Source organism: Bartonella sp. Raccoon60 (assembly GCF_002022585.1).
Lineage (GTDB): Bacteria > Pseudomonadota > Alphaproteobacteria > Rhizobiales > Rhizobiaceae > Bartonella > Bartonella rochalimae.
The window spans coordinates 276564-297753 of sequence record NZ_CP019786.1 but is presented as its reverse complement, the minus strand read 5'-3'; the positions used below and the strand labels follow the sequence as shown (position 1 = coordinate 297753).

15 protein-coding genes are annotated in these 21190 nt (G+C 33.8%); 6 read left to right on the top strand and 9 right to left on the bottom strand.

From position 1 onward, the window contains the following. Positions 1-23: 23 nt before the first annotated feature. Entirely contained in the window at positions 24-683 is a 660-nt protein-coding gene (locus Bra60_RS01180) for a protein-L-isoaspartate(D-aspartate) O-methyltransferase (RefSeq protein ID WP_078688354.1), read from the bottom strand. 1464 nt (positions 684-2147) lie between these two features. Here Bra60_RS01180 and Bra60_RS01175 point away from each other — a divergent pair. Then, complete coding sequence (locus Bra60_RS01175) at positions 2148-3824, top strand: BID domain-containing T4SS effector (RefSeq protein WP_078698002.1); 1677 nt, start codon at positions 2148-2150, stop codon at positions 3822-3824. Positions 3825-4409: 585 nt separating this feature from the next. After that, positions 4410-6434 (top strand): BID domain-containing T4SS effector, encoded by a 2025-nt coding sequence (locus tag Bra60_RS01170; RefSeq protein ID WP_194285023.1) that lies wholly within the window; start codon positions 4410-4412, stop codon positions 6432-6434. 335 nt (positions 6435-6769) lie between these two features. On the opposite strand, the gene serS is transcribed toward Bra60_RS01170, so the two are convergent. The 8 genes from serS to Bra60_RS01130 form a co-directional block, all read right to left on the bottom strand. Next, positions 6770-8047, bottom strand: coding sequence for a serine--tRNA ligase (serS, locus tag Bra60_RS01165; protein ID WP_078688351.1), 1278 nt, complete (start codon positions 8045-8047; stop codon positions 6770-6772). A gap of 56 nt (positions 8048-8103) precedes the next feature. Then, positions 8104-8883 (bottom strand): twin-arginine translocase subunit TatC, encoded by a 780-nt coding sequence (gene tatC, locus Bra60_RS01160; protein ID WP_035006235.1) that lies wholly within the window; start codon positions 8881-8883, stop codon positions 8104-8106. Continuing rightward, a complete protein-coding gene (gene tatB, locus Bra60_RS01155) occupies positions 8880-9323 on the bottom strand; it encodes a Sec-independent protein translocase protein TatB (RefSeq protein ID WP_078688350.1) in 444 nt (147 codons plus the stop codon). Before tatB ends, tatC begins: the two co-directional genes overlap by 4 nt. Positions 9324-9394: 71 nt before the next feature. Further along, positions 9395-9691 carry a twin-arginine translocase TatA/TatE family subunit gene (gene tatA, locus Bra60_RS01150; RefSeq protein WP_035006701.1) on the bottom strand — a complete coding sequence of 99 codons (297 nt, stop codon included), beginning with the start codon at positions 9689-9691 and terminating at the stop codon, positions 9395-9397. A 205-nt stretch (positions 9692-9896) separates the two neighbouring features. Next, the gene (gene nagZ / locus Bra60_RS01145; RefSeq protein WP_078689023.1) at positions 9897-10928 is read right to left on the bottom strand and encodes a beta-N-acetylhexosaminidase; all 1032 of its coding nucleotides are present in this window, start codon (positions 10926-10928) and stop codon (positions 9897-9899) included. A 1130-nt stretch (positions 10929-12058) separates the two neighbouring features. Continuing rightward, positions 12059-12967 carry a 4-(cytidine 5'-diphospho)-2-C-methyl-D-erythritol kinase gene (locus Bra60_RS01140; RefSeq protein WP_035006237.1) on the bottom strand — a complete coding sequence of 303 codons (909 nt, stop codon included), beginning with the start codon at positions 12965-12967 and terminating at the stop codon, positions 12059-12061. A gap of 242 nt (positions 12968-13209) precedes the next feature. Next, positions 13210-14067, bottom strand: a complete 858-nt coding sequence (locus Bra60_RS01135) for a S49 family peptidase (RefSeq protein WP_078688349.1) — start codon at positions 14065-14067, stop codon at positions 13210-13212. 82 nt (positions 14068-14149) lie between these two features. Continuing rightward, on the bottom strand, positions 14150-14938 hold the full coding sequence (locus tag Bra60_RS01130) for a tRNA1(Val) (adenine(37)-N6)-methyltransferase (protein ID WP_078688348.1): 789 nt from the start codon (positions 14936-14938) through the stop codon (positions 14150-14152). Between the two features lie 213 nt (positions 14939-15151). Between Bra60_RS01130 and Bra60_RS01125 the strand changes: the two genes are divergently transcribed. The 4 genes from Bra60_RS01125 to glyS all read left to right on the top strand — a co-directional run bounded on the left by Bra60_RS01125 (position 15152) and on the right by glyS (position 21158). Beyond that, complete coding sequence (locus Bra60_RS01125; RefSeq protein ID WP_078688347.1) at positions 15152-16165, top strand: polyprenyl synthetase family protein; 1014 nt, start codon at positions 15152-15154, stop codon at positions 16163-16165. A 99-nt stretch (positions 16166-16264) separates the two neighbouring features. Further along, positions 16265-17941, top strand: a complete 1677-nt coding sequence (locus Bra60_RS01120) for a tetratricopeptide repeat protein (RefSeq protein WP_078688346.1) — start codon at positions 16265-16267, stop codon at positions 17939-17941. Positions 17942-17985: 44 nt separating this feature from the next. Beyond that, entirely contained in the window at positions 17986-18930 is a 945-nt protein-coding gene (locus Bra60_RS01115; protein WP_078673605.1) for a glycine--tRNA ligase subunit alpha, read from the top strand. Continuing rightward, complete coding sequence (gene glyS / locus Bra60_RS01110; RefSeq protein ID WP_078698000.1) at positions 18930-21158, top strand: glycine--tRNA ligase subunit beta; 2229 nt, start codon at positions 18930-18932, stop codon at positions 21156-21158. The genes Bra60_RS01115 and glyS overlap by 1 nt, the downstream gene beginning before the upstream one ends. The last annotated feature ends 32 nt before the right edge of the window (positions 21159-21190 follow it).

Genomic DNA, 21190 nt, shown 5'->3' with positions numbered 1-21190 from the left:
TTAGCAATATCTTAAATTCACAATTACAAAATTTCCGCAATATTTTCAATGAAGGGTTGATAACGTACTTGAAACATTTCTGAGCGTTCAAACTGGCTACCAATCTTTGTATAACGCATCACTTTTTGTACCCCTTCATCTGGCCCAATAGCTTGAATGAGAATCCCATTTCCCGCCAGAAGTTCTAGGCATTCTTTTGGTTCATTAGGGCATGATGGCCAAATGAGAATACGATCAAATGATCCCAAACCTGTAACGCCCCGACTTCCATCAATCTGCCGTATAATGATGTTCTCAATTCCCAAATGCTGAAATCTTTGCCGTGCTAAATCAATAAGTGTTTTATAACGATCAACTGTTGTCACACGATCACTAAGACAAGCCATAAGGGCAGTGCAAAAACCTGAACCTGTACCAATTTCTAAAACACGGTGCATTTTTTTCAACGATAATGCGGAAAGAATCAAAAGCTGCTCCTCTAGACGCTCAATATATTCTCCACATTCAATCGGTATAACTTTATTATCATAAGCACTATTAAGCCAAGAAGCAGAAACGAATTGCTGACGAGGAACTTTCTCTAATGCTGCAAAAAAGTTTATATCATCAATGCCTTTACTGCGCATTTTCAACACAAGGCTTGCTAACTCTTCACGAAATCGTAAAATGCCTTTTTGCTCCATAATATCATTCGATCTCCAATACAATGGCTATCTTATTGTATAGACGAGTTCTCCGATCATAAACAATTAAACCTTGAATATAAATATCATTAATTCATTAATAATTTTCTATACATAAAAACACAATAAAACCAATTAATTGTTTACTTTGATTTTTTAATTTCCCCTCAGACCCCATGCTCTAATGCATACCTCAATTCTTTATAAAAAACTACCAAGTATAAAAGGAAAAAATAATGACATAATTACCACGATGTATATGAATATTGAATTAAGCGTATAAACACAAAATAACTCTCATTATAATGTCCTCTTATATCATAACATTATAGAAATTGCTAAGTCTCCAGTAGTTTGAACATGTTCATACAAATTAAGTAATCTTAATCTTTGAAGCTCTCACCTTAATTAAGAAGTAGGTTTATTAATCACAACAAATCATAGGATTTGCAGGAAAACACAATTTTATAAAAATTAAAATTCGAGCCCCCTGAAGTCCTTCCTTTGTTTACACATAAAGGATTTGGATCTTTTGATTTTATACAACGCCTATATTATGTACGTATTAATTTTAAATGTATACATACTCCCACTTTTCGAGAAAATCATTAAAATAAAACTTAATGTGACCTTCGAAATACACTCCTTTATTACCTTCAAATTGAGCATGCTAAGATAAAAGCGTATTTAAAGAGATCTTAAAACAAGTTATGGAATCACTTTAGCATTATATTTCAATGCTCCCTCTAATTTTACAAACAAAATAAACTTTATCAAATTAAAAAACAGTGATAAAAATGAAACAAAAAGCTAAAAAAATACAAATTGTTTACAAAAAATATTATAAAATTCAATTTTAAAACCCTTGTGAAAAATTCTGATCACTAAGAATTTTTACTTCTTCTGTTAAATAATTCCAGCTCAATTATAAAATCTCATGCTGAAAAGCTAATTAGCATTCATAGGATATTCCTTACAGATATCAATATATTTCTAGGCATTCTTATAATTTTAATATTCCACCTATCATCCTAAAATAGCATCCATAGATGGCAAAAAATTATTGAACAGTAAGATCAATCGATAAAAGAATAAAAAAGATTCTACTACTTGACAATATTACTATTATAAAGGAAAAGAACAAAATGCTTCTTATTAATTCTTTAGTTCTAAGGATATAATAATAGTATAAACGGTGGTATGTTTCCTGTTTTATGAATTGAAAACTGATTACAAGATAAAAAAGACTATGTGGAAGTTAAATGTAAATGTTGATTTGATTTCTATCATATTGCAACAATTACGAAAATATAGTGAAGGAGTCATTAAGCTATTGGTAATCACATAATTAAGAAAGGAGACTTTCTTTTAACAGCATTTGAAATTTTAGAAAGATACGCAAAGGGGGGTATTTACTACAAGTTGGTTTAATACTTTTTAACATAACGTCATAGAGGAGAAATCATGTCGATAAGAGATTCTCAAGCTTTCAAAAACGCAGAAAGATCATTACTGAGAAACAGTCTTAACTATGCCCATACTGGATCTGGAGATACCTATACGTTAATAAATAAATTTGGGATAGAAGATCACGAGCAATTTAAGATGAAGTGTGCACATCAAGTGGCGAAAGAACTTGTTAATGTGCATCAAGAACCGATACCTAAAAAAGTTGATCACCTTTACCTAAAAGAGCTTCACAAACGCTTATTTGGAAAGGTATTTGATTGGGCTGGACAAACCCGTAATAATCCGGTTAAAATGTCAAATGGTAAAATTGCTACCATGTTAGTGAATGATAAAAATTCTCCCTTTGCATCTAATGAAAAGCTCTCAAAATGCTTAAATGAACTTGATGCAAAGCTTGCTCAAAGAGCCCAAAGAAACGAAGCAGGAAATACCTCACAAAAAAAAGTTTCAGATAAAAATGAATCGCTTAGTGAAGATATAACAACTATTTATGCACTACTTGGTCATGCACGTCCTTTCGTAGAGGGCAATGGAATTACACAACGGTTATTTGTGGATAAACTCTCTCAAGCTGAGAATCAAAAGCTTGATTTTTCAGTTGTGACACAAAAGCGTATGGAAGATGCAATTGTTAGTGCAGCAAATAACGATTTACGGCCTATGCAACATCTGTTTGAAGATGCTTCTAATCCAGAAAACATCAAGGTTTTGAAAACAGCTATAAATAGAATGGAACCTGAAGAAGCGCAAGAGATTGCAAGAGGAATTATTACAACACCAATCCCAGGAAAAATCTATAAAGGTGTCTATAAAAGTCGTCAATTAGATACTGTTGTGATAAAAACACGGGATTCTATGATTGTATGCGATAAATCTGCTATTCCAAGGGAGCAGTTCCGAAAATTAAAGCTAGGTGATGAAATCAGCTTTAAAGCTCTTAGTCAGCTTAAGGATGTTTTCATCCCAGGAAGAGAATTACGCGATTTAACAGACTTTAAAATTATGGAAGGGACCGTATGTAATTCTTATGTTCTACGTCAAAGAAAAGAAATTGAACGTTTGACAAGAATTGTATATGGAAACCGTGAAAAATTAACCAATCGTCTAGAACGAATTCATGATAATCCAGATTCAGCGAAAATGCTTTCTGAGACTATCTTACACAACCCTAAATCTGTTGCTAAGCTTGCAGGTTTTGGACGATATGGAATAAACAGTCCAAAACGTAATAAAGCTGAAAAAAGTCTTTCTGCACTCAGTGATGCAATTTTGAAATATGGGAGTGATTTGAAAGCTTCTAAAGAAGAAGTTTTGAGAGAACATAGAGAAGAACAATACCGTGTTGCAAAAGAGGTAAGTTTACCTAGCAAAGAGATACAGCGTTATCTTGGTATGTCAAAAGAAGAACGTGAAAGTGCTTTAAAAACAGAAGGAAATGTTAATATTTCCAAAGAGATTAGCGCTTTTTTTAACCAAGTTAATTCTCGTCTTTCGGCAAGTGAACGTAAAATGGTTGACAGTGGTAGTTATGAATCTTTGGCTAAAAGCATTGGTATTCCGGAAGACAAAGCAAAACAAATTACTGATACCATTAAACAGATCAAAATTGTACAAAAGCAAGCAATGTTAATTAGAGAACCTCGTCAACAAACAGTAGCTATAGCCAGCTAAGGACGTAAATCTTTTCATTTTAATATCTAGGGGAGGGGAATATTTAGAAATAAGAAATTAAATAAAGCGTATTTCCTTAAGATAAATGTAGTAATGAGATTTTTTGTGTGTAAGTTATTATGTGCTTTATTGAGTATAGATAGTGTATAAATGCAAAATAAGCTGAATTATCAGATGGTAGTTACAAATATTTCATAAATGACTCAAAGAGAATAAAAAAATATAAATATTTTTTTCAACATAAAGAGAAATGAAATTAAAGGTTTTTCAATAATATAATTAAGCAGAATGATTATCAGGCATTCGTTAGCAATATTTAAGGTATTAGAAATTAAAGCACGCAAGATATAAATATCATTAGAGGACACGAGTGTGTTGAAAAGAAATTAACTTAATCAAGTTTTTCAAATCTCATTATTAGAGAGTAACAGCCATAGTGATTTAAAAATATAATAAAAAATTAGAAGCATGTAACAAAAACATTATTTCATTGAAACTATTTAGATAATATCAAATAAAACAATTGTTATTGAGTCATCTGAAGCTAATGTATCAATTTATATGAATTTTGGAGAAAAGAAAAAAATGCCTAATTATGTTCTTGTCCCATCAAAAGAGGTACCTTCTCTAACGGATGATGAGATTATTAAACGGGCTTTACGTGATCCTTTGATTGAAGACATACAAAAAGAAATTACAAGTTTGTCACTAATTGTATCTAAAAACTGGCAAGCATTACCTTCCTTAATACAACGGATAAATGATAATCCAAATTCTGCATCAGAGTTGGCGAATATATTTAGAGACTCTCCTGAATCCTTCCTTGAACTTGCAGGTTTTAAAATATTTGGTTTTAAAAGTTCGCGACGTATAAGGGCTGAACAACATGTTTTGCAGCTTAGTTTAGCAATTCACAAGTACGGGGATACTATAAAAAATGTCAAAGATGCAATTATTTACCGTAATAACTTGGAACAAGCGCGTTGCATACGAAAAATTTTAATGCCTAATGATAATGTACAATCTCTTATTGCTTTATCACATGATGAACTGTGTAATGTTTTCAAAAATCAAGATACTTTTCAACTTGGTAAAGAGGTGTGGTTGTTTTTAAATTCAGTTGAGATGCGTCTTTCAGAAAATGAGCTCCAGATGCTTGAAGAAAATCAGAGTCAGCCTCTTGCTGAAAGTATAGGTATATCAGACGATCAAGCGCTGAAATTGATAGATGTTGTTACAAAAGCCAAAAAAGTACTGGAAGAAATTAACCTTTTCCAAAAAATCACGTATAGTCTAAATGAAGCTCAAACACAAAAGCTGGGAAGCAAGCAAAAAGGTATCTACGCAAATTATAATCCACGTGAAGCTCAAACACAGAGGCTGAGAAGCGAAGGAGAGTACTCGGATGTCTATGACACTACTCATATTTATGAAAATCCGGATGCTCAAACACAGAACCTAAGAAGCGAAGAAGAAGATATCTACGAAGATTATAATCCATATGAAGCTCAAACACAAAAGCTGGGAAGCAAGCAAAAAGGTATCTACGCAAATTATAATCCACGTGAAGCTCAAACACAGAGGCTGAGAAGCGAAGGAGAGTACTCGGATGTCTATGACACTACTCATATTTATGATAATCCGGATGCTCAAACACAGAGGCTGAGAAGCGAAGGAGAGTACTCGGATGTCTATGGCACTACTCATATTTATGATAATCCAGATGCTCAAACACAGAGGCTGAGAAGCGAAGGAGAATACTCGGATGTCTATGGCACTACTCATGTTTATGATAATCCGGATGCTCAAACACAGAACCTAAGAAGCGAAGAGGAAAATATCTACGAAAATTATAATTCAAGTGAAGTTCAAACACAGAATTCTAAGCGTTTTCTTATTCCGGTAAAAGCATTAGCTCCTTTAACCCAGAATGAAGTTATTAATAAAATTAAAATTGATTCTGTTGTTCAAGAGTATGCGGAAAAAGTGCAAAATCTTTCAGAACTCGTATTTGGAAACCGGGAATTATTGAACAACTATCTAACACAAATCATTAAGAATCCACAATTAGGAGAAACATATAGCCAAAAACTCGAAAACTCTCCTGAATCCTTCTTCAGACTTGCAGGTTTTAAAATATTGGGTATTAAAAGTTTGCAGCGTATAAAGGCAGAAAATAATGTCCCAGAGCTCTGTAAAGCAACTAAAAAATATGCAGAAATTGTAGAAATGTGTCAGAAACAAATTCTTAAAAACTATGAAAAAGAGCAAGAACGGATCCGCAAATCTGTAGTAATGCCTAGTAATGAAATACAGCATCTTTTAAATCTACCAAGTGATGTGCGAAAAAATATTTTAAGAGAAAAAAATACTTCTCAAATTAACAAGGAACTTTCTGTTTTTTTAAATCAAGTTAATTCTCGTCTTTCAATACACGAACGTATAGCAATTAAAGAAAATGATTGTCAGGCACTTGCTAGCAGTATTAAGGTGTCAGAAGTTCAAGCACAGAAAATTATAAATCTTGTTAAAGAAGCAAAAACATTTCAACAAGAAATTAAAGATATAATATCTCCGCAGAAGGAAAGATCGTTAGCTGTAGCTATTTAAAAGTAGTCCCTTCTTTTGATCTTTATAGAAAGAGGGCATTATAAAAAATATAATCTTACTTTAGACTTAGTGGAAAGTTTTTTATAATTCAAAAAGCTCTTGGATATGAATAATATGTAAAGATATTATAAACATGATAAAGGGATTTCATTTGTACTTCAATGGTCTTTTTTGATACGTAAATAGATAGTTTCTCTTGATATAAAATAAAAAAATTTAAAATGAGAGAATATGATCCTATTTAAGTGCTGATGGATGATAAAGATGATGAATTATTAGTTAAATTAGGTATTATTTATAAATAGCAAATGTGTACCTTATTTCTTTTTGTAAAATTAAACTGTAATATAATTCATATCTCGCATATAAGGTCGTAAAACATCCGGAATAATAATTGAACCATCGGCTTGTTGGTAATTTTCAAGAATAGCTATAAGACAACGACCAATAGCTGTCCCAGAGCCGTTTAAACTATGTACAAAGCGCAATGTTTTTTCACCTTCTAAACGATATCTAGCATTCATACGCCGTCCTTGAAAATCACCGCAAATCGAACAACTTGAAATTTCACGATAACATTCTTGCCCTGGAAGCCATACTTCAATATCATAGGTCTTACGTGCTGCAAAACCCATATCACCAGTAGAAAGAACTACAGTACGAAAAGGCAAACCAAGACGCTTCAAAACATTTTCTGCACATTCCGTCATACGTTCTAATTCCTCTAAGGATTGTTCCTCTGTGGTAATCGATACCAATTCTACTTTTCTAAACTGATGTTGACGTAACATACCACGTGTATCACGCCCTGCAGCTCCTGCCTCTGAACGAAAACAAGGAGTAAGAGATGTAAATCGCAAAGGTAACTCTGTAATATCAAGAATTTCACTGTTAACTAAATTGACTAAGGGTACTTCTGATGTAGAAATAAGCCATCGGCCATCTATTGTTCGAAAAAGATCCTCAGAAAATTTAGGCAATTGGGCTGCTCCGTAAACAATCTCATCACGAACAAGAAGAGGAACTGAAATCTCTTGATAACCGTGTTCATCCACATGCATGTCCAGCATAAATTGGCCTAAAGCACGTTCTAAACGTGCTAATGAACCTGAAAGAACTGTAAAACGTGAACCTGATAATCGACTAGCTCGTTCAAAATCCATTTGCTTAAGATTTTGACCAAGATCAAAATGCTCCTTTGGTAGAAAATCAAACGTTTGTGGTATACCAAAATAGCGCATTACAACGTTATCGTTTTCGTCTTTTCCTTCTGGAACATCATCTAATGGAATATTAGGTATTGCTGAAAGAGCTTCTTCTAATCTATCTGTTAACCGCTTTTCTTCTAAAACCGCAGAAGAAAGAAAAACTTTTATTTCTTCAACCTCAGCCTTAACACGATTAGCAGTTTCTTTATCACCAACAGCTAAAGCTTGCCTTATCTTTTCTGAAGCTGAATTGCGCAACTCTTGGGCCTGTTGCACTTTAGAAACATGCAAGCGACGCTCACGATCAAATTTCTGCAAATTTTCAGCTTGAGGTTCAAGACCTCTCTTTGCAAGCGCTCTATCCAATTCTTCAGGATGATCACGAATCCATTTAATATCAAGCATTTAAATCCCTTTTTTGCATCATTTTTATTCATTTCTTACTGTACAAAATAACTTCACTACGAAGATTTCTTGTTTTTTTCTATCCAGCGTGCAATAAAAATTGAGATCTCATAAAGAAGTACAGTCGGTAAAGCTACTGCAAACATAGTAAAAAAATCTGATGGTGTCACCATAGCAGCAACTATAAAAGAAATTAAAATAGCCCACTTTCGTTTTGATGTTAACATGTGGCTTGTCAATAATCCGACTCTCGTTAAAAGAGTTATGATAAGAGGCAATTGAAAAATTAAACCAAAAATTAAAATAAAAGATATCATAAAATTTAAATAATCTGAGATACGAGCTATAAACTCTATCCTTAAACGCAAATCCGGTAAAGCCTGCTGAGAAAGACTAAACCACAGCATTAACGGAGCTAAGAGACCATAAACAAATGTTCCTCCTACAATAAATAAAATTGGTGCGCTAATAAGAAATGGTAAAAAAGCTCGACGCTCATTTTTATAAAGTCCTGGAGCTATAAAACTATAAAGCTGAAAAGCCATATAAGGAAATGATAAAATAACTGCACCAAACGCAGCAAGTTTCATCTTCGTTAAAAAAGTCTCCCACACTTGTGTTGATTGAAGACGAATATTTCCAGGATAACTACCTGATATCTTCATCGCCCACTGATAGGGCCATATCAAAAAATTCAAAATATAATCTTTGATAAGAAAACACAAAGTAAAAGCTATAAAAAATACAATCAGAGCTGCAATAATTCTCTGACGAAGCTCAATCAAATGCTCTAAAAGAGTGACTTTGACATCAACTTCATCTTTTTTAGAAGTCACGATATATTTTCCTTATCTTTATCTTTAAAATCTGCATAGATAATTTTATGGCTATGAGAAGTAGACACAGTTAAATCTTCATTGACTTCATTTGTACCAAATTCAAAGATTTCTATATCTTTTTCTGATTTATGGAGTGCAGTACCAACATTAAAATTACCTGAAATATCTCCTTTTTTATTATATCTTGAGTCACAAGATTTTTTAAATTCTTTTTTAGAATTAAGATCACTAGTATTCGGCAATATCTTTTTCAAATCATCTAACTCAGCTTGTTTTATCGCATCATCACAATGATGACGAAATTCATTAGCTGTTGAACGCATATACGCAATCGCTCTTGCTATAACTCTCAGCATTTTAGGCAAGTCCTTTGGTCCAACCACGATGATGAAAATAAGCAAGATAACAAGAAACTCTGATCCATCAATCCCAAACATCGCTTATACTCAACTTCTCCATTTAAAAGACTATTGCTAAATTATGATTTCGTCTTTAATCACCCCGCACATTACTCTTTCTTAGCAGAATCTTTTCTCGCCTTATTTGAAGAGGTACTGTTTTTTAAACCTACCACATGCTCTTCTGATAACGGCTGAGAATACTGAGCAGCATCTATTGTTTTAGAGTAATCAGCTACTTCAAACTCGCTTTCAGGACTTCCCTCCTCTTCCTTCATATTACTTTTAAAAGCTTTTATACCCTTAGCAACGTCACCCATTAATTCAGAAACCTTACCACGGCCAAAAAGTATAAGGATAATCAACAAAATTACAATTAAATGTGTTGGCGAAAAAATATTACCCATAGCTTCATCTATACCCCTAAATTGGTTCATACTCATTTTTTTGAAGAAAGACGTACATCAATAAATATTATTATAGCCTTATGTTCTAATTAATATTATATTCTCTGCATAAATTAAAGGCAATAAAACGACCACTTTAAAAGAACATTTTCAATTCTGCACATCATATTATCATAGATAAAAATATTAAAATTACCTTTTTCATTTAAACAAGGGCTAAAAGACTTGAAAATTCCTCTCTTAAAGCACTTTCATTCGAATGATCTGGTGTTGTAACCTTAGAGCGAATACTACATACACGCTCCAATGCTTTTCCTTCCAAAAATGGAGCAGCATCAGCAACAGTATGCATCTCCTGTAGTTGACCATGACAATGAAGAACGATATCACACCCTGCTGCAAAAATTTTACTTGTTAGATCTGAAAGATTTTCTGATAATGAACTATCTGAAAGAGCTTTCATTGACAAATCATCCGACATTAAAAGTCCATCAAAACCTATTTTTTGACGGATAATATTTTCAATAACTTTTTTAGATAACGTCGCTGGTAACTTATCATCAATCGCTTTATAAACAATATGAGCAGTCATTGCAGCTGGTAAATCAGCTAAATTTTTAAATGGAATAAAATCACTCTGCTCCAAAATATCAAGTGGCATATCTACGTATGCTAATTCCAAATGCGTATCAGAAAATGCTCGCCCATGCCCAGGTATATGTTTTATCACTGGTAAAACGCCACCATCCAAAAGCCCTTGAGCAGCAGCACACCCTAACGCAGCAACAACTTGTGGATCTTGAGAATAAGCGCGCGTTCCAATTACATCATGAGCTCCTACCACCGGCACATCTAAAACAGGGAGGCAATTCGCGTTAATACCATATTTCATCAAATCAAAAGCATGAAGCCGTGACATAATCCACGCAGCACGAAGTCCTTTATCTTGATCTTTTCTATAAATTTCTCCTAAAGTTTTAGCTACTGGATAATCCGGTGCCAAAGGCGGACGTAAACGCTGTACTCTTCCACCTTCTTGATCAATAAAAATAAAAACATCATCGCGTTTACTTATCTCTCGTAAAGAAGTAGTAAGTCCTTTCAACTCATCTGCTGTTCCTATATTTCGCGCAAATAAAATAAAAGCCCAAGGCTTATGTTCAATAATAAATTCTTTTTCATAATCTTCTAAAAAAGTACCAGAAATACCAGAAATTATAGCTTTTATTCCTGACATCATAATAGTACCTCCCCAATATTGACTTCTCTGAGATTTTTATAAAAATTCTATTTTAGCTAAAATAATTTCATATCCCACACCAATTTTTAAAAGCTATATCTTAGATATCATATATTATGCACAAATATTATGCACAAAAAGCCGTTGCTTAATATAAAAATTATCCCTTAAATAATAAGTCATTTCCTATAAACTTATCATCTGGCAAATTGTAAGTGAGAAAAATATAAATAAAGACAATGGATAACTGTTCACTAAATTTGCACAAAATAATTACTAACGAATTATTATAATGGTAAATACAATACTTTATCTTAAACTCACAAAAACTGCTTCAGATAAACCGATTAAAATTGATAACACACTCCATTTTAAAATTTGTTCAACAAAACCAAACTTTTTCAATTTATGTTGATACTAAACTACTCTGAAGCAATATATTAGAAAATAACTGGACATAACCACTTAAATTACTTTTATCATTGGAACCAAATCCCATAAATAAAAATTCTCCAATTTATATATTGCAGCAATATACTCACAATCTTCTAACATCATATATTCGAAATAATCTTCCTTAGTTTTAGCAAAGCTTATAATGTCAGATATCAACACATCATGCAGAACAGATTTATAAGATACAATATAAATTGATTAGCTTTCTCATAATTTCAGCTAAAACAAACTATATGAAACTATATGATATGATAACGTGATTAATGATTTTGGATACATCCAAATACTTGCATTTAAACCATAGTAAGTAGGTACTATTTTAAACTACACTTACAAAAGTGATGATCTTACATTTAATCGTATTAAGATAGGTGAAAGAAATAAAACTATTTCACATAATGAGACATAAGTGTAACGCTATCAGAAATTATGATCATTTCACTAAAGAGTTTTTTCCTTTATTGATAGTTCTATTTCGTTATCATTTTTCTTTTCTAATATTTCACTACTTAAATAATAAGCCACTATCTTTGTTAGACTTAAAAAAACTCCTGCCATAAATTAAATCTATCAAACTAAAGTCCATAAGCATCTAGCTCAATGAGCACTCAGCTAAAAATATTCCTTTATATACCCAATAAAAAAGACCAAAATTCTTTTTCTGATTACTGTTATCGCGTACCTAGAGTTATGATAGGTTTCACAAACCAATCGGGATACATCGATTTAATAAGAAAAGCTGCTTTTTGCGCTGCCTGCTGATTTTTAAAAATCCCAAAACATGTCGCACCTGAACCAGACATACGAGAAAAAAGAGAACCACTTTTATCCAACGCATATAAGACTTCAGCCAACTGAGGAGCTATTTTTAATGCAGGAATAAAAAGATCATTACGCGTTTTTTTCAAAGAATCAACCAACGAAAAAACCGTCTTAAAAGCAGATGAATGAATTTTTAAACGCGAATGATTACACTTTTCTAAAGCTTTAAAAATAGTCTCTGTAGCAATGTGTTGACCATGATTAACCAATACCATTGCAAGAGAACAAGCTCCTTTTATTGGCACTATATCCTCGCCAATTCCTTTAACAAAAAGTGGCTGTTGATACTCCAATGCAAATAAACACATCGGCACATCAGCTCCAAGAACTAAACTCATTTCTGCTAACTTTTCACAAGAACAATCAAGCTTCCATTGCCGACGTAACATATGTAATACACTTGCAGCATCACCTGATCCACCTCCAATACCTGATGCAACGGGCAATGTCTTAACAAGCCTAAAAAAACTAGGTTTAGCACTTTTAGGAAATTTCTCACGCATAAAATCACGAGCGCGGATAACCAAATTTTCTGTGCCTGCAATAATTCTATTTGCAAAAGGTCCTGTTACAACAAAGCGATCACTTTCAAAAGGCGCGTAACCTAAACAATCACCGCTAAGACTAAAATAAACCAAGCTTTCTAATAAATGATAGCCATCGGCACGCTGACCCACAACATGCAAAGCTAAGTTCAACTTAATAGGTGTAAATACATAAGAACACTTTTTAAGCGAAATATGTATATTTGATGTCATTGAACGTAATATTCACCTATACAAGAATCTTTCACGTGCATTCCTTTTTTACATTTGCGCATAGTGTAACTCTCGAATGAAAATATACTGAGATACCCATTTTAATGATATTTCAATACATAAAGCTATAAAAAGCTATGGTATATGGCAAACTAAATAAAATAAAACTCACCACTATTCATTTCTGCTCCTGTGAGCACTTTCTAAAGTCACTATCAACTTTTTAAGCATTTAATGAAACGCTATTGGCATTGCAAGCCATAACGTTGCCAAAGCGCTCGCTCTTCTGCTGCCATCATAACACCATCCACTGCCGTATAAGCGGTATCAGCAGAAATACCTAAAGGTACTTTAGAAGACAAAAGACTTTTTGGAGGAGAAATTAAGCGTAACTTTGCATTATCACCAAACCGTTTTTTAATAACAGAACGAATATCACCTAATTCATCAATTAAGCCAAGTTCAACGCCTTTTTTTCCGCTCCAAAACATTCCTGTAAAAATATTTGAATCATCTGATAATTTTGACATACGTCTTTCCTTGACCAAATCAATAAAAGTTTGATGAACTTCAAGTTGCAAAGATTTCAAATGATCAACATCTGTTTTCTTTTCTGGTTGAAATGGATCTAATGTAACCTTGTTTTTTCCTGCTGTATAAACACGACGCTCCACACCAATTTTCTTCAAAAGTTCAGGAAAACCAAAAGAAGCTGAGACAACACCAATAGAACCAACAATAGAGGAAGGATCAGAAAAAATTTCATCTCCAGCACAAGCAATCATATAACCACCTGATGCAGCTACGTCTTCAACAAATGTAAGAACCTGTTTGTTTTTTTCATTTGCTAAATCGCGAATACGCTGAAAAATAAGACGTGATTGCACGGGAGAACCACCAGGAGAATTGATAACTAAAGCAACTGCTGGTGCTTTTTTATAAGAAAAAGCTTTATCCAAAAGGCTTGCACACCTCGCCAATGACAATGTACGTGATATCGACGAATTTGATGATATAATCGCCCCCTGAAGCCTTACTACAGGGATTTGAACCGTATTAGAACGAAAACAACGTGATATTAAATTCTTTATACAATCCATAAAAATAAAAGCTCCCTATAAAAATCGAAAAAGCAAAATAATTCTTATCTAAATTTAAGAAATAAATTTAAAAACGCAAGTATTAAAAACTTTCCCACAAGCTGATATATCCATTATTAATCGCATTAACCCGCGGTAAAAAAACATGGCTACCACTCTCATGCATAACCAATGGTGGCAATATAGACAAGCCAGCTCTGCTCCCACGTTTTGCATAAAATAAAATGCGAATCGCTGCTGTCTCAGCGTGAGAATGAACAGGAACTATACATACATTACCAAAGCGCCCTTTTAAAGCACATAATATATCATTCAGAGATTGCGGACGTGCAATTAATCCTAAATATCCACCTGGTCTAACAATTGCTGACGCACACCGAAACCAACTCTCAAACATTGCTTCAGACATAACATGTGCTTCTAATTTTTCCTCATCAGGTGTTTTACGATCTTCTGAACTATTAAAAGGAGGATTCATAATTGCAAAATCAAATGCATTATCCACCAGTCCTGCCTTCAAGCGTTCTTTACCTCTTAAGGTAATATCTACTTTTAATAAACAAACTCTGCTCGCTAACTTCTCATTTTGTTGTAGCATAAGTGTTTTCTGAGCATAAGATATCATAAAAGAAGACCGTTCAACCAATGTAATATGAGCTTCATCACAACGTGAAGCAACCGCTAATCCTGCTGCACCAGCGCCTGCACCTAAATCAACAACTTTTCCTTTAAAACCACTAGGAACCAAACCAGCAAGCAACATAGCATCCATACCAGACCGATGCCCTCGTAAACGTGGTTGTACTAAATAAAACTTACCACGATGAAAACCATCTATTGTTTCATCATTATAATTGTTTACTCTACTCATCTAAAAGCTTAACATTATCCTGATTATTTCATTCATATTTTTGAAATTGCTATTTAAACTATCTTATTTAAACTGATATGATTAGTATAAAAAAAAATGTTTTTTCAATATCATTAAAATTTTTATTTCCAACTAGCGCCAAAGCTTGAGTCAAAACTCATCCCTCTTTATGCTATAAGGATGTCTATCTGAAATATTTTAGGAGTGAACAAATTGGGAGCCACCACACAACTGCAGCATAAAAAAAAACAAGACTCCCTCCATCCTCTTTTCAGTCTTACCAAAGAAGATATGGAGTGTGTAAATCAATTGATTATTTCTATGGCTAAATCGAATGTTGCGATGATTCCTGAAATTTCTAATTATCTTATTTCATCGGGTGGTAAACGAATACGTCCAATGATTACCTTAGCAACCGCCCATATGTTTGGTTATCAAGGCGATAAACATATAAAACTCGCAACAGCAGTTGAGTTTATGCATACAGCAACCCTATTACACGACGATGTTGTTGATGAAAGCGCGTTACGACGGGGAAAGTCTACAGCACGAATGATTTGGGGCAATCAAGCAAGTATTCTTGTTGGTGATTTTTTATTAGGACAAGCTTTTAAAATGATGGTAGACGTTGGTTCTTTGGACGCACTCTCTGTCTTATCAAATGCTGCTGCGATCATCGCTGAAGGGGAAGTTATGCAACTTTCTGCTGCAAAAAATATAGAAACTAATGTTTCCGATTATCTCAAAATTATAGATGCAAAAACAGCTGCTCTTTTCTCAGCAGCAGCTGAAGTCGGACCCATTATTGCTGGTTATGGGCCTGAAGAACGCTCTGCATTACATCAATATGGTCTATCATTAGGGTTAGCTTTCCAATTGATTGACGATGTTCTTGATTACAGTAGCAGTGCTCAATATCTAGGAAAAAATATTGGGGATGACTTTCGTGAAGGTAAAATTACAATGCCTGTTATTTTATCATACACACGCGGAAATGACATAGAAAAAATATTTTGGAAACAAGCTCTTGAAAATAACCATAACGATGATGAAGCCTTAAAGCATGCGCAACAATTAATAGAAAAATACGATGGTCTAACCGATACAATAGAGCAAGCTCGAATTTACGGAAAACGTGCCACTGATGCTCTTTCCTCAATAAAGGACAATCCTGCTAAAAATGCATTAATTGATATTATCGATTTTTGTATTGAACGCGTAAACTAATTCTTTGTAAGAATCACAATATAATGTTTTTAGTAAAACACTCAGAAATACTTTAGAAACTATAGAAATAATTGATTATCTTTAAGAAGGATTAACTTTATGCGCAGGGCAATAGTATCGCGTTTTTTTACTCTCATAGGAATCATACTGATACCACTGCCCACTTACAGTGCAGTTGAAAAAACTCTTAATCCAAGTTCATTTACAGGTTCCTATCTAGCAGGACGAATTGCGAATTATGAAAACAAGATGAATCTTGCTATCCACTATTTTAAACAAGCGCTCACTTATGAACCTAATAATCTTGAGACACAAAAAGAAATTTTTCAGGCAATGCTAAATGTAGGAGCATTCACAGAAGCTGTTCAACAAGCAAAAAAATTGAAAGAAAAAGGTATTATTACGCCACTCATTTCCTTAACATTATCAATAGAAAATCTTATCAAAAAAAATTATAAAGAAGCTCAACTGCTTCTACAAACTCAAAAATCTCCTCCTGATAATAATCCAATATTTGAGCTGACCAATGCTTGGGCTGAATTCGGATCAGGTAATCATATTAAAGCAATCGCTAAACTTGAAAAACACTCAAAGCCCTCTTGGTATACTCTTTATCATCTTGCTCTTATGAATGATTTAGCAAAAAATCCAAAAGACGCAAAAAAATACTTTATTCAAGCATTCAACAATCAACAAGGAGCTATTACAGCTCCTTATACCTATGAACGTATTATTATAGCCTATGCCTCATTCCAATTACGTCAGAATATGCGCAGCGATGCTATAAAAACTCTCCTACATGGAGAAAAGATATTATCAGGGCACAAAACACTCGAAAATATCCGTAAAAAAGTTGAAAAAGGAGCTAATATAGAAAATCCTATTATAACACCTCAACAGGGAATTGGTGAAGTATTATATAATTTTGGAACAACTCTTAACAAAAAAGGCTCAGAAAGGATCGCACGTATTTTTCAGCAATTTTCGTTAGCTCTGCATCCTAAAAATGAAGCAGCCCTGTTTCAATTAGCAAAAATTTCTACAAAATTAGATGATTTTAATCAAGCCATTAAAATTTATCGTTCTTTACCACTTAGCTCCCCTTATTATAGAGATGGACAATTCCAACTTGCGTTGACTCTTGCTGAAAATGGTGCTTACGATGAAGCTATTAAATTATTAACGTTATTAGAGAAAAAATTTCCTAATGACCATCATATTTTTATCGCTCTAGCTGCTATTTATATGCAGATAAATAATTTTCCTAAAGCGATCAAAATCATAGATCACGCTATCGCGCAAATAACAGACCTTCAACAAGATAATTGGAGACTTTTTTATCAACGTGGTATTGCATTTAATTATTTAAACCAATGGTCAAAAGCTGAAACTGATTTTCGCAAAGCACTTACACTTGTTCCTGATCAACCGCAAGTACTCAATTATTTAGCTTACTCCCTTATCAATCGTGATCAAAAACTTGAAGAATCATTAAATATGCTTAAAAAAGCTGTTATGTTACAATCTCAAAATAGTTATATCCTCGATTCTTTAGGATGGGCCTATTACAAACTGAAACAATATCCCCAAGCTGTTACAACATTAGAAACCGCCGTTAAATTGCAACCTAGTGATCCAATACTTAATGACCATTTGGGTGATGCTTATTGGCAAGTTGGACGTAAACGTGAGGCAATATTTCAATGGAACCATGCAATTGATGGAGAAGCAAACAATCCGGAAAAAATTAAAGAAAAAATAAAGTTTGGTCTATAAAAGATCTTGAATTATCGGTTAAACATTAAAATGGTATTCAAAGAGTGAATCTACCCTCAAACTTAAATCCCAAGCGTTCTTTTCAAGGACTTATTCTAAGTCTGCAAAATTACTGGGCTCAACATGGATGTGCAATTTTGCAACCTTACGATATGGAAGTAGGAGCTGGAACATTTCATCCAGCGACAACACTACGTTCATTAGGCCCACGTCCTTGGAAAGCAGCTTATGTCCAACCTACCCGACGTCCAACAGATGGCCGATATGGTACAAATCCTAATCGTCTGCAACATTATTACCAATTTCAAGTGCTTCTCAAACCCTCTCCTCCCAATTTACAAGAGCTTTACATTGGCTCTCTACAAGCTATTGGCCTTGACACAAAACTTCATGACATACGTTTTGTTGAAGACGATTGGGAAAGTCCAACACTTGGTGCTTGGGGGCTTGGATGGGAATGCTGGTGTGATGGAATGGAAGTTTCTCAATTCACTTATTTTCAACAAGTATGTGGCATTGAATGTGCTCCAGTCTCAGGAGAAATCACTTATGGGCTTGAGCGATTAGCAATGTATATTCAAGATGTCAGTAATGTTTACAATCTTAACTTTAATGGCTTAGATGGTGCAGATCGAATAAGTTATGGTGATATTTTTTTACAGGCCGAACAAGAATATTCACATTATAATTTTGAATTTGCTAATATCGATCTTTTGCAACAACATTTTATTGACGCAGAACGTGAATGTATCGCACTTCTTGATGCTGGAAAACCTAATAAAGAAAATAACTTCCACTTATGCGTCTTTCCAGCTTATGATCAATGTATTAAAGCAAGCCATATTTTTAATCTCTTACAGGCACGTGGTGTTATTTCCGTCACTGAACGACAAAATTATATTCTTCGTGTTCGTGATCTTGCACGCCGCTGCGGTGAAGCCTTTTTATTAACAGAAGCTGGTAATATAACCACAAATGGAGATGTATAATGCCTGATCTCCTGCTTGAGCTTTTTAGTGAAGAAATCCCTGCTCAAATGCAACACAAAGCTGCTTCTGATCTTAAAAAATGTGTCACAGATAAACTTATTAATGCAGGCTTAACTTATAAAGCAGCCTGTGAATATTGGACTCCTCGTCGATTAACATTAAATATACGTGGTCTTTCTAAAAGCTCGCCAGATGTTCATGAAGAACGTAAAGGACCTAATGTACAATCACCACAACAAGTTATTGATGCTTTTTTACGTGCTACAGGTCTAAATGACATTTCCAAAGTGCACATTGCACATGATGATAAAAAAGGTAACTTTTATATCGCTAAAACAACTAAAAAAGGTCGTTTAGCCGAAGAAATTATTGCAGATATTTTACCTGATATTATTTATAATTTTCCATGGCCAAAATCGATGCGTTGGGGACAAGAGTCAGCAAAAAATGGCTCCTTAAGATGGATACGCTCTTTACAAAACATTCTGTGTGTTTTGGGATCAGCAATAGGTGAAACAAAAATTATTCCATTTACAGTTGGTTCCCTCAAAAGTAATAATTTAACCTATGGTCATCGTTTCTTAAGTAATGGACAACCTATCCAAGTACGCTATTTTGATGACTATGTCTCACAACTTGAAAACCATAAAGTTATTTTAGATGCAGAGAGACGAAAAGACATTATTCTAGCAGATATTCAAAATCTTTGCTTTGCAAATGGCTTGGAACTAGTTGAAGATAAGGCTCTTTTAGAAGAAGTTTCAGGACTCGTTGAATGGCCTGTTGTCCTCATGGGCACTTTTGACAAAACTTTTCTCAGTATTCCTCCAGAAATTATTCGCTTGACTATTCAAACGCATCAAAAATGCTTTGTAACACGCAAACGAGGTGAAAAGAGCAAACTCTCTAACTATTTCATTCTCGTTGCTAATATCCTCGCCAGTGACAAAGGAATAGAAATTTCTAAGGGAAATAGTAAGGTTGTACATGCTCGTCTTTCTGATGCGCTCTATTTTTGGGAAACAGATCAGTGTAATTTACCTAACACTATACATTTAGAATCTTCAGCTAAAAAGCTTGATCTTGACTTAAATAAACCTCTTGATCAGCGAGTAGCACACCTTGACTATTTAAATGTTACTTTCCATGCTAAATTAGGAACACAAGGCGCAAGAATAGAAAGAATTGCTGCTTTAACACAAATAATTGCACCCTTAGTACAAGCAGATTCTATATTAGCTAAACGTGCAGCAGTATTAGCAAAAGCTGATTTACAAACGGAAATTATTGGTGAATTCCCTGAACTACAAGGATTGATAGGACGAAAATACGCATTACTTCAAGGAGAGAATCCTCTTGTAGCTGAAGCTATTGAAGACCACTATAAGCCTTTAGGACCTAAAGATCGTATTCCAACTGAATCTATCGCGGTAACAGTCGCATTAGCGGATAAAATTGATACACTCATTGGTTTTTGGTTCATTAATGAAAAACCAACAAGCTCAAAAGACCCCTACGCATTAAGACGAGCAGCGTTAGGAGTTATCAAACTTATGCTTTCAAATGATTTGAAAATAAGACTTATACCGCTTTTCTATCAGGCAATGAATTTTTTATTACAACAAAGAGTTAAGTATGCAACATCTGAAACAGAAAGCGCACACCTTCAAAACATGCCTGTAGAAAAAAAAGAAAATATTGTACTCGACTTGTTAGCATTCTTTCATGAACGACTAAAAGGTTATCTCAAAGATGAAGGGGGACGTCATGATATTATTGAGGCCGTTTTAACAAAAGACGCCGATGATATTTTATTAATTACACGTCGAGTTGAAGCACTCACTTTCTTTATCAACTCCAACGATGGAGACAGCCTTTTAATTGCAATAAAACGTGCCATTAATATTCTTGAAAACGAAACCAAAAAAGGAACGACAATAATAAACAAAATTAAACCTGAGCTTTTTATTGAAACAGAAGAAAAACAGCTTTATCAAGCAATGCTTAAAACAGAAAAAAAGATTGCTAATCATATTCATATAACAGAATTATCATCTGCACTGAACAGTTTAGCACTCCTCAAAAAGCCTATTAACGCATTCTTTGAAAAAGTATTTGTAAATGATGATAATATCAATATTCGAGCTAATCGTCTTGCTCTTCTTGACCGTATTCGGATAGTTACACAAAATGTTGGAGATTTCTCGAAATTACAGTCTAAAATATAATGCACTTCTCGATGAAAAAATCATGATGCATC

Bases quoted from the DNA above. Each gene is read 5' to 3' on its own strand.
- Bra60_RS01120 (WP_078688346.1), top strand. From the start codon at position 16,265: ATGCGCAGGGCAATAGTATCGCGTTTTTTTACTCTCATAGGAATCATA.
- nagZ (WP_078689023.1), bottom strand. From the start codon at position 10,928: ATGTCAGGAATAAAAGCTATAATTTCTGGTATTTCTGGTACTTTTTTA.
- Bra60_RS01135 (WP_078688349.1), bottom strand. From the start codon at position 14,067: ATGGATTGTATAAAGAATTTAATATCACGTTGTTTTCGTTCTAATACG.
- tatA (WP_035006701.1), bottom strand. From the start codon at position 9,691: ATGGGTAATATTTTTTCGCCAACACATTTAATTGTAATTTTGTTGATT.
- Bra60_RS01175 (WP_078698002.1), top strand. From the start codon at position 2,148: ATGTCGATAAGAGATTCTCAAGCTTTCAAAAACGCAGAAAGATCATTA.
- serS (WP_078688351.1), bottom strand. From the start codon at position 8,047: ATGCTTGATATTAAATGGATTCGTGATCATCCTGAAGAATTGGATAGA.
- Bra60_RS01180 (WP_078688354.1), bottom strand. From the start codon at position 683: ATGGAGCAAAAAGGCATTTTACGATTTCGTGAAGAGTTAGCAAGCCTT.
- Bra60_RS01140 (WP_035006237.1), bottom strand. From the start codon at position 12,967: ATGACATCAAATATACATATTTCGCTTAAAAAGTGTTCTTATGTATTT.
- Bra60_RS01130 (WP_078688348.1), bottom strand. From the start codon at position 14,938: ATGAGTAGAGTAAACAATTATAATGATGAAACAATAGATGGTTTTCAT.
- Bra60_RS01170 (WP_194285023.1), top strand. From the start codon at position 4,410: ATGCCTAATTATGTTCTTGTCCCATCAAAAGAGGTACCTTCTCTAACG.
- tatB (WP_078688350.1), bottom strand. From the start codon at position 9,323: ATGTTTGGGATTGATGGATCAGAGTTTCTTGTTATCTTGCTTATTTTC.
- glyS (WP_078698000.1), top strand. From the start codon at position 18,930: ATGCCTGATCTCCTGCTTGAGCTTTTTAGTGAAGAAATCCCTGCTCAA.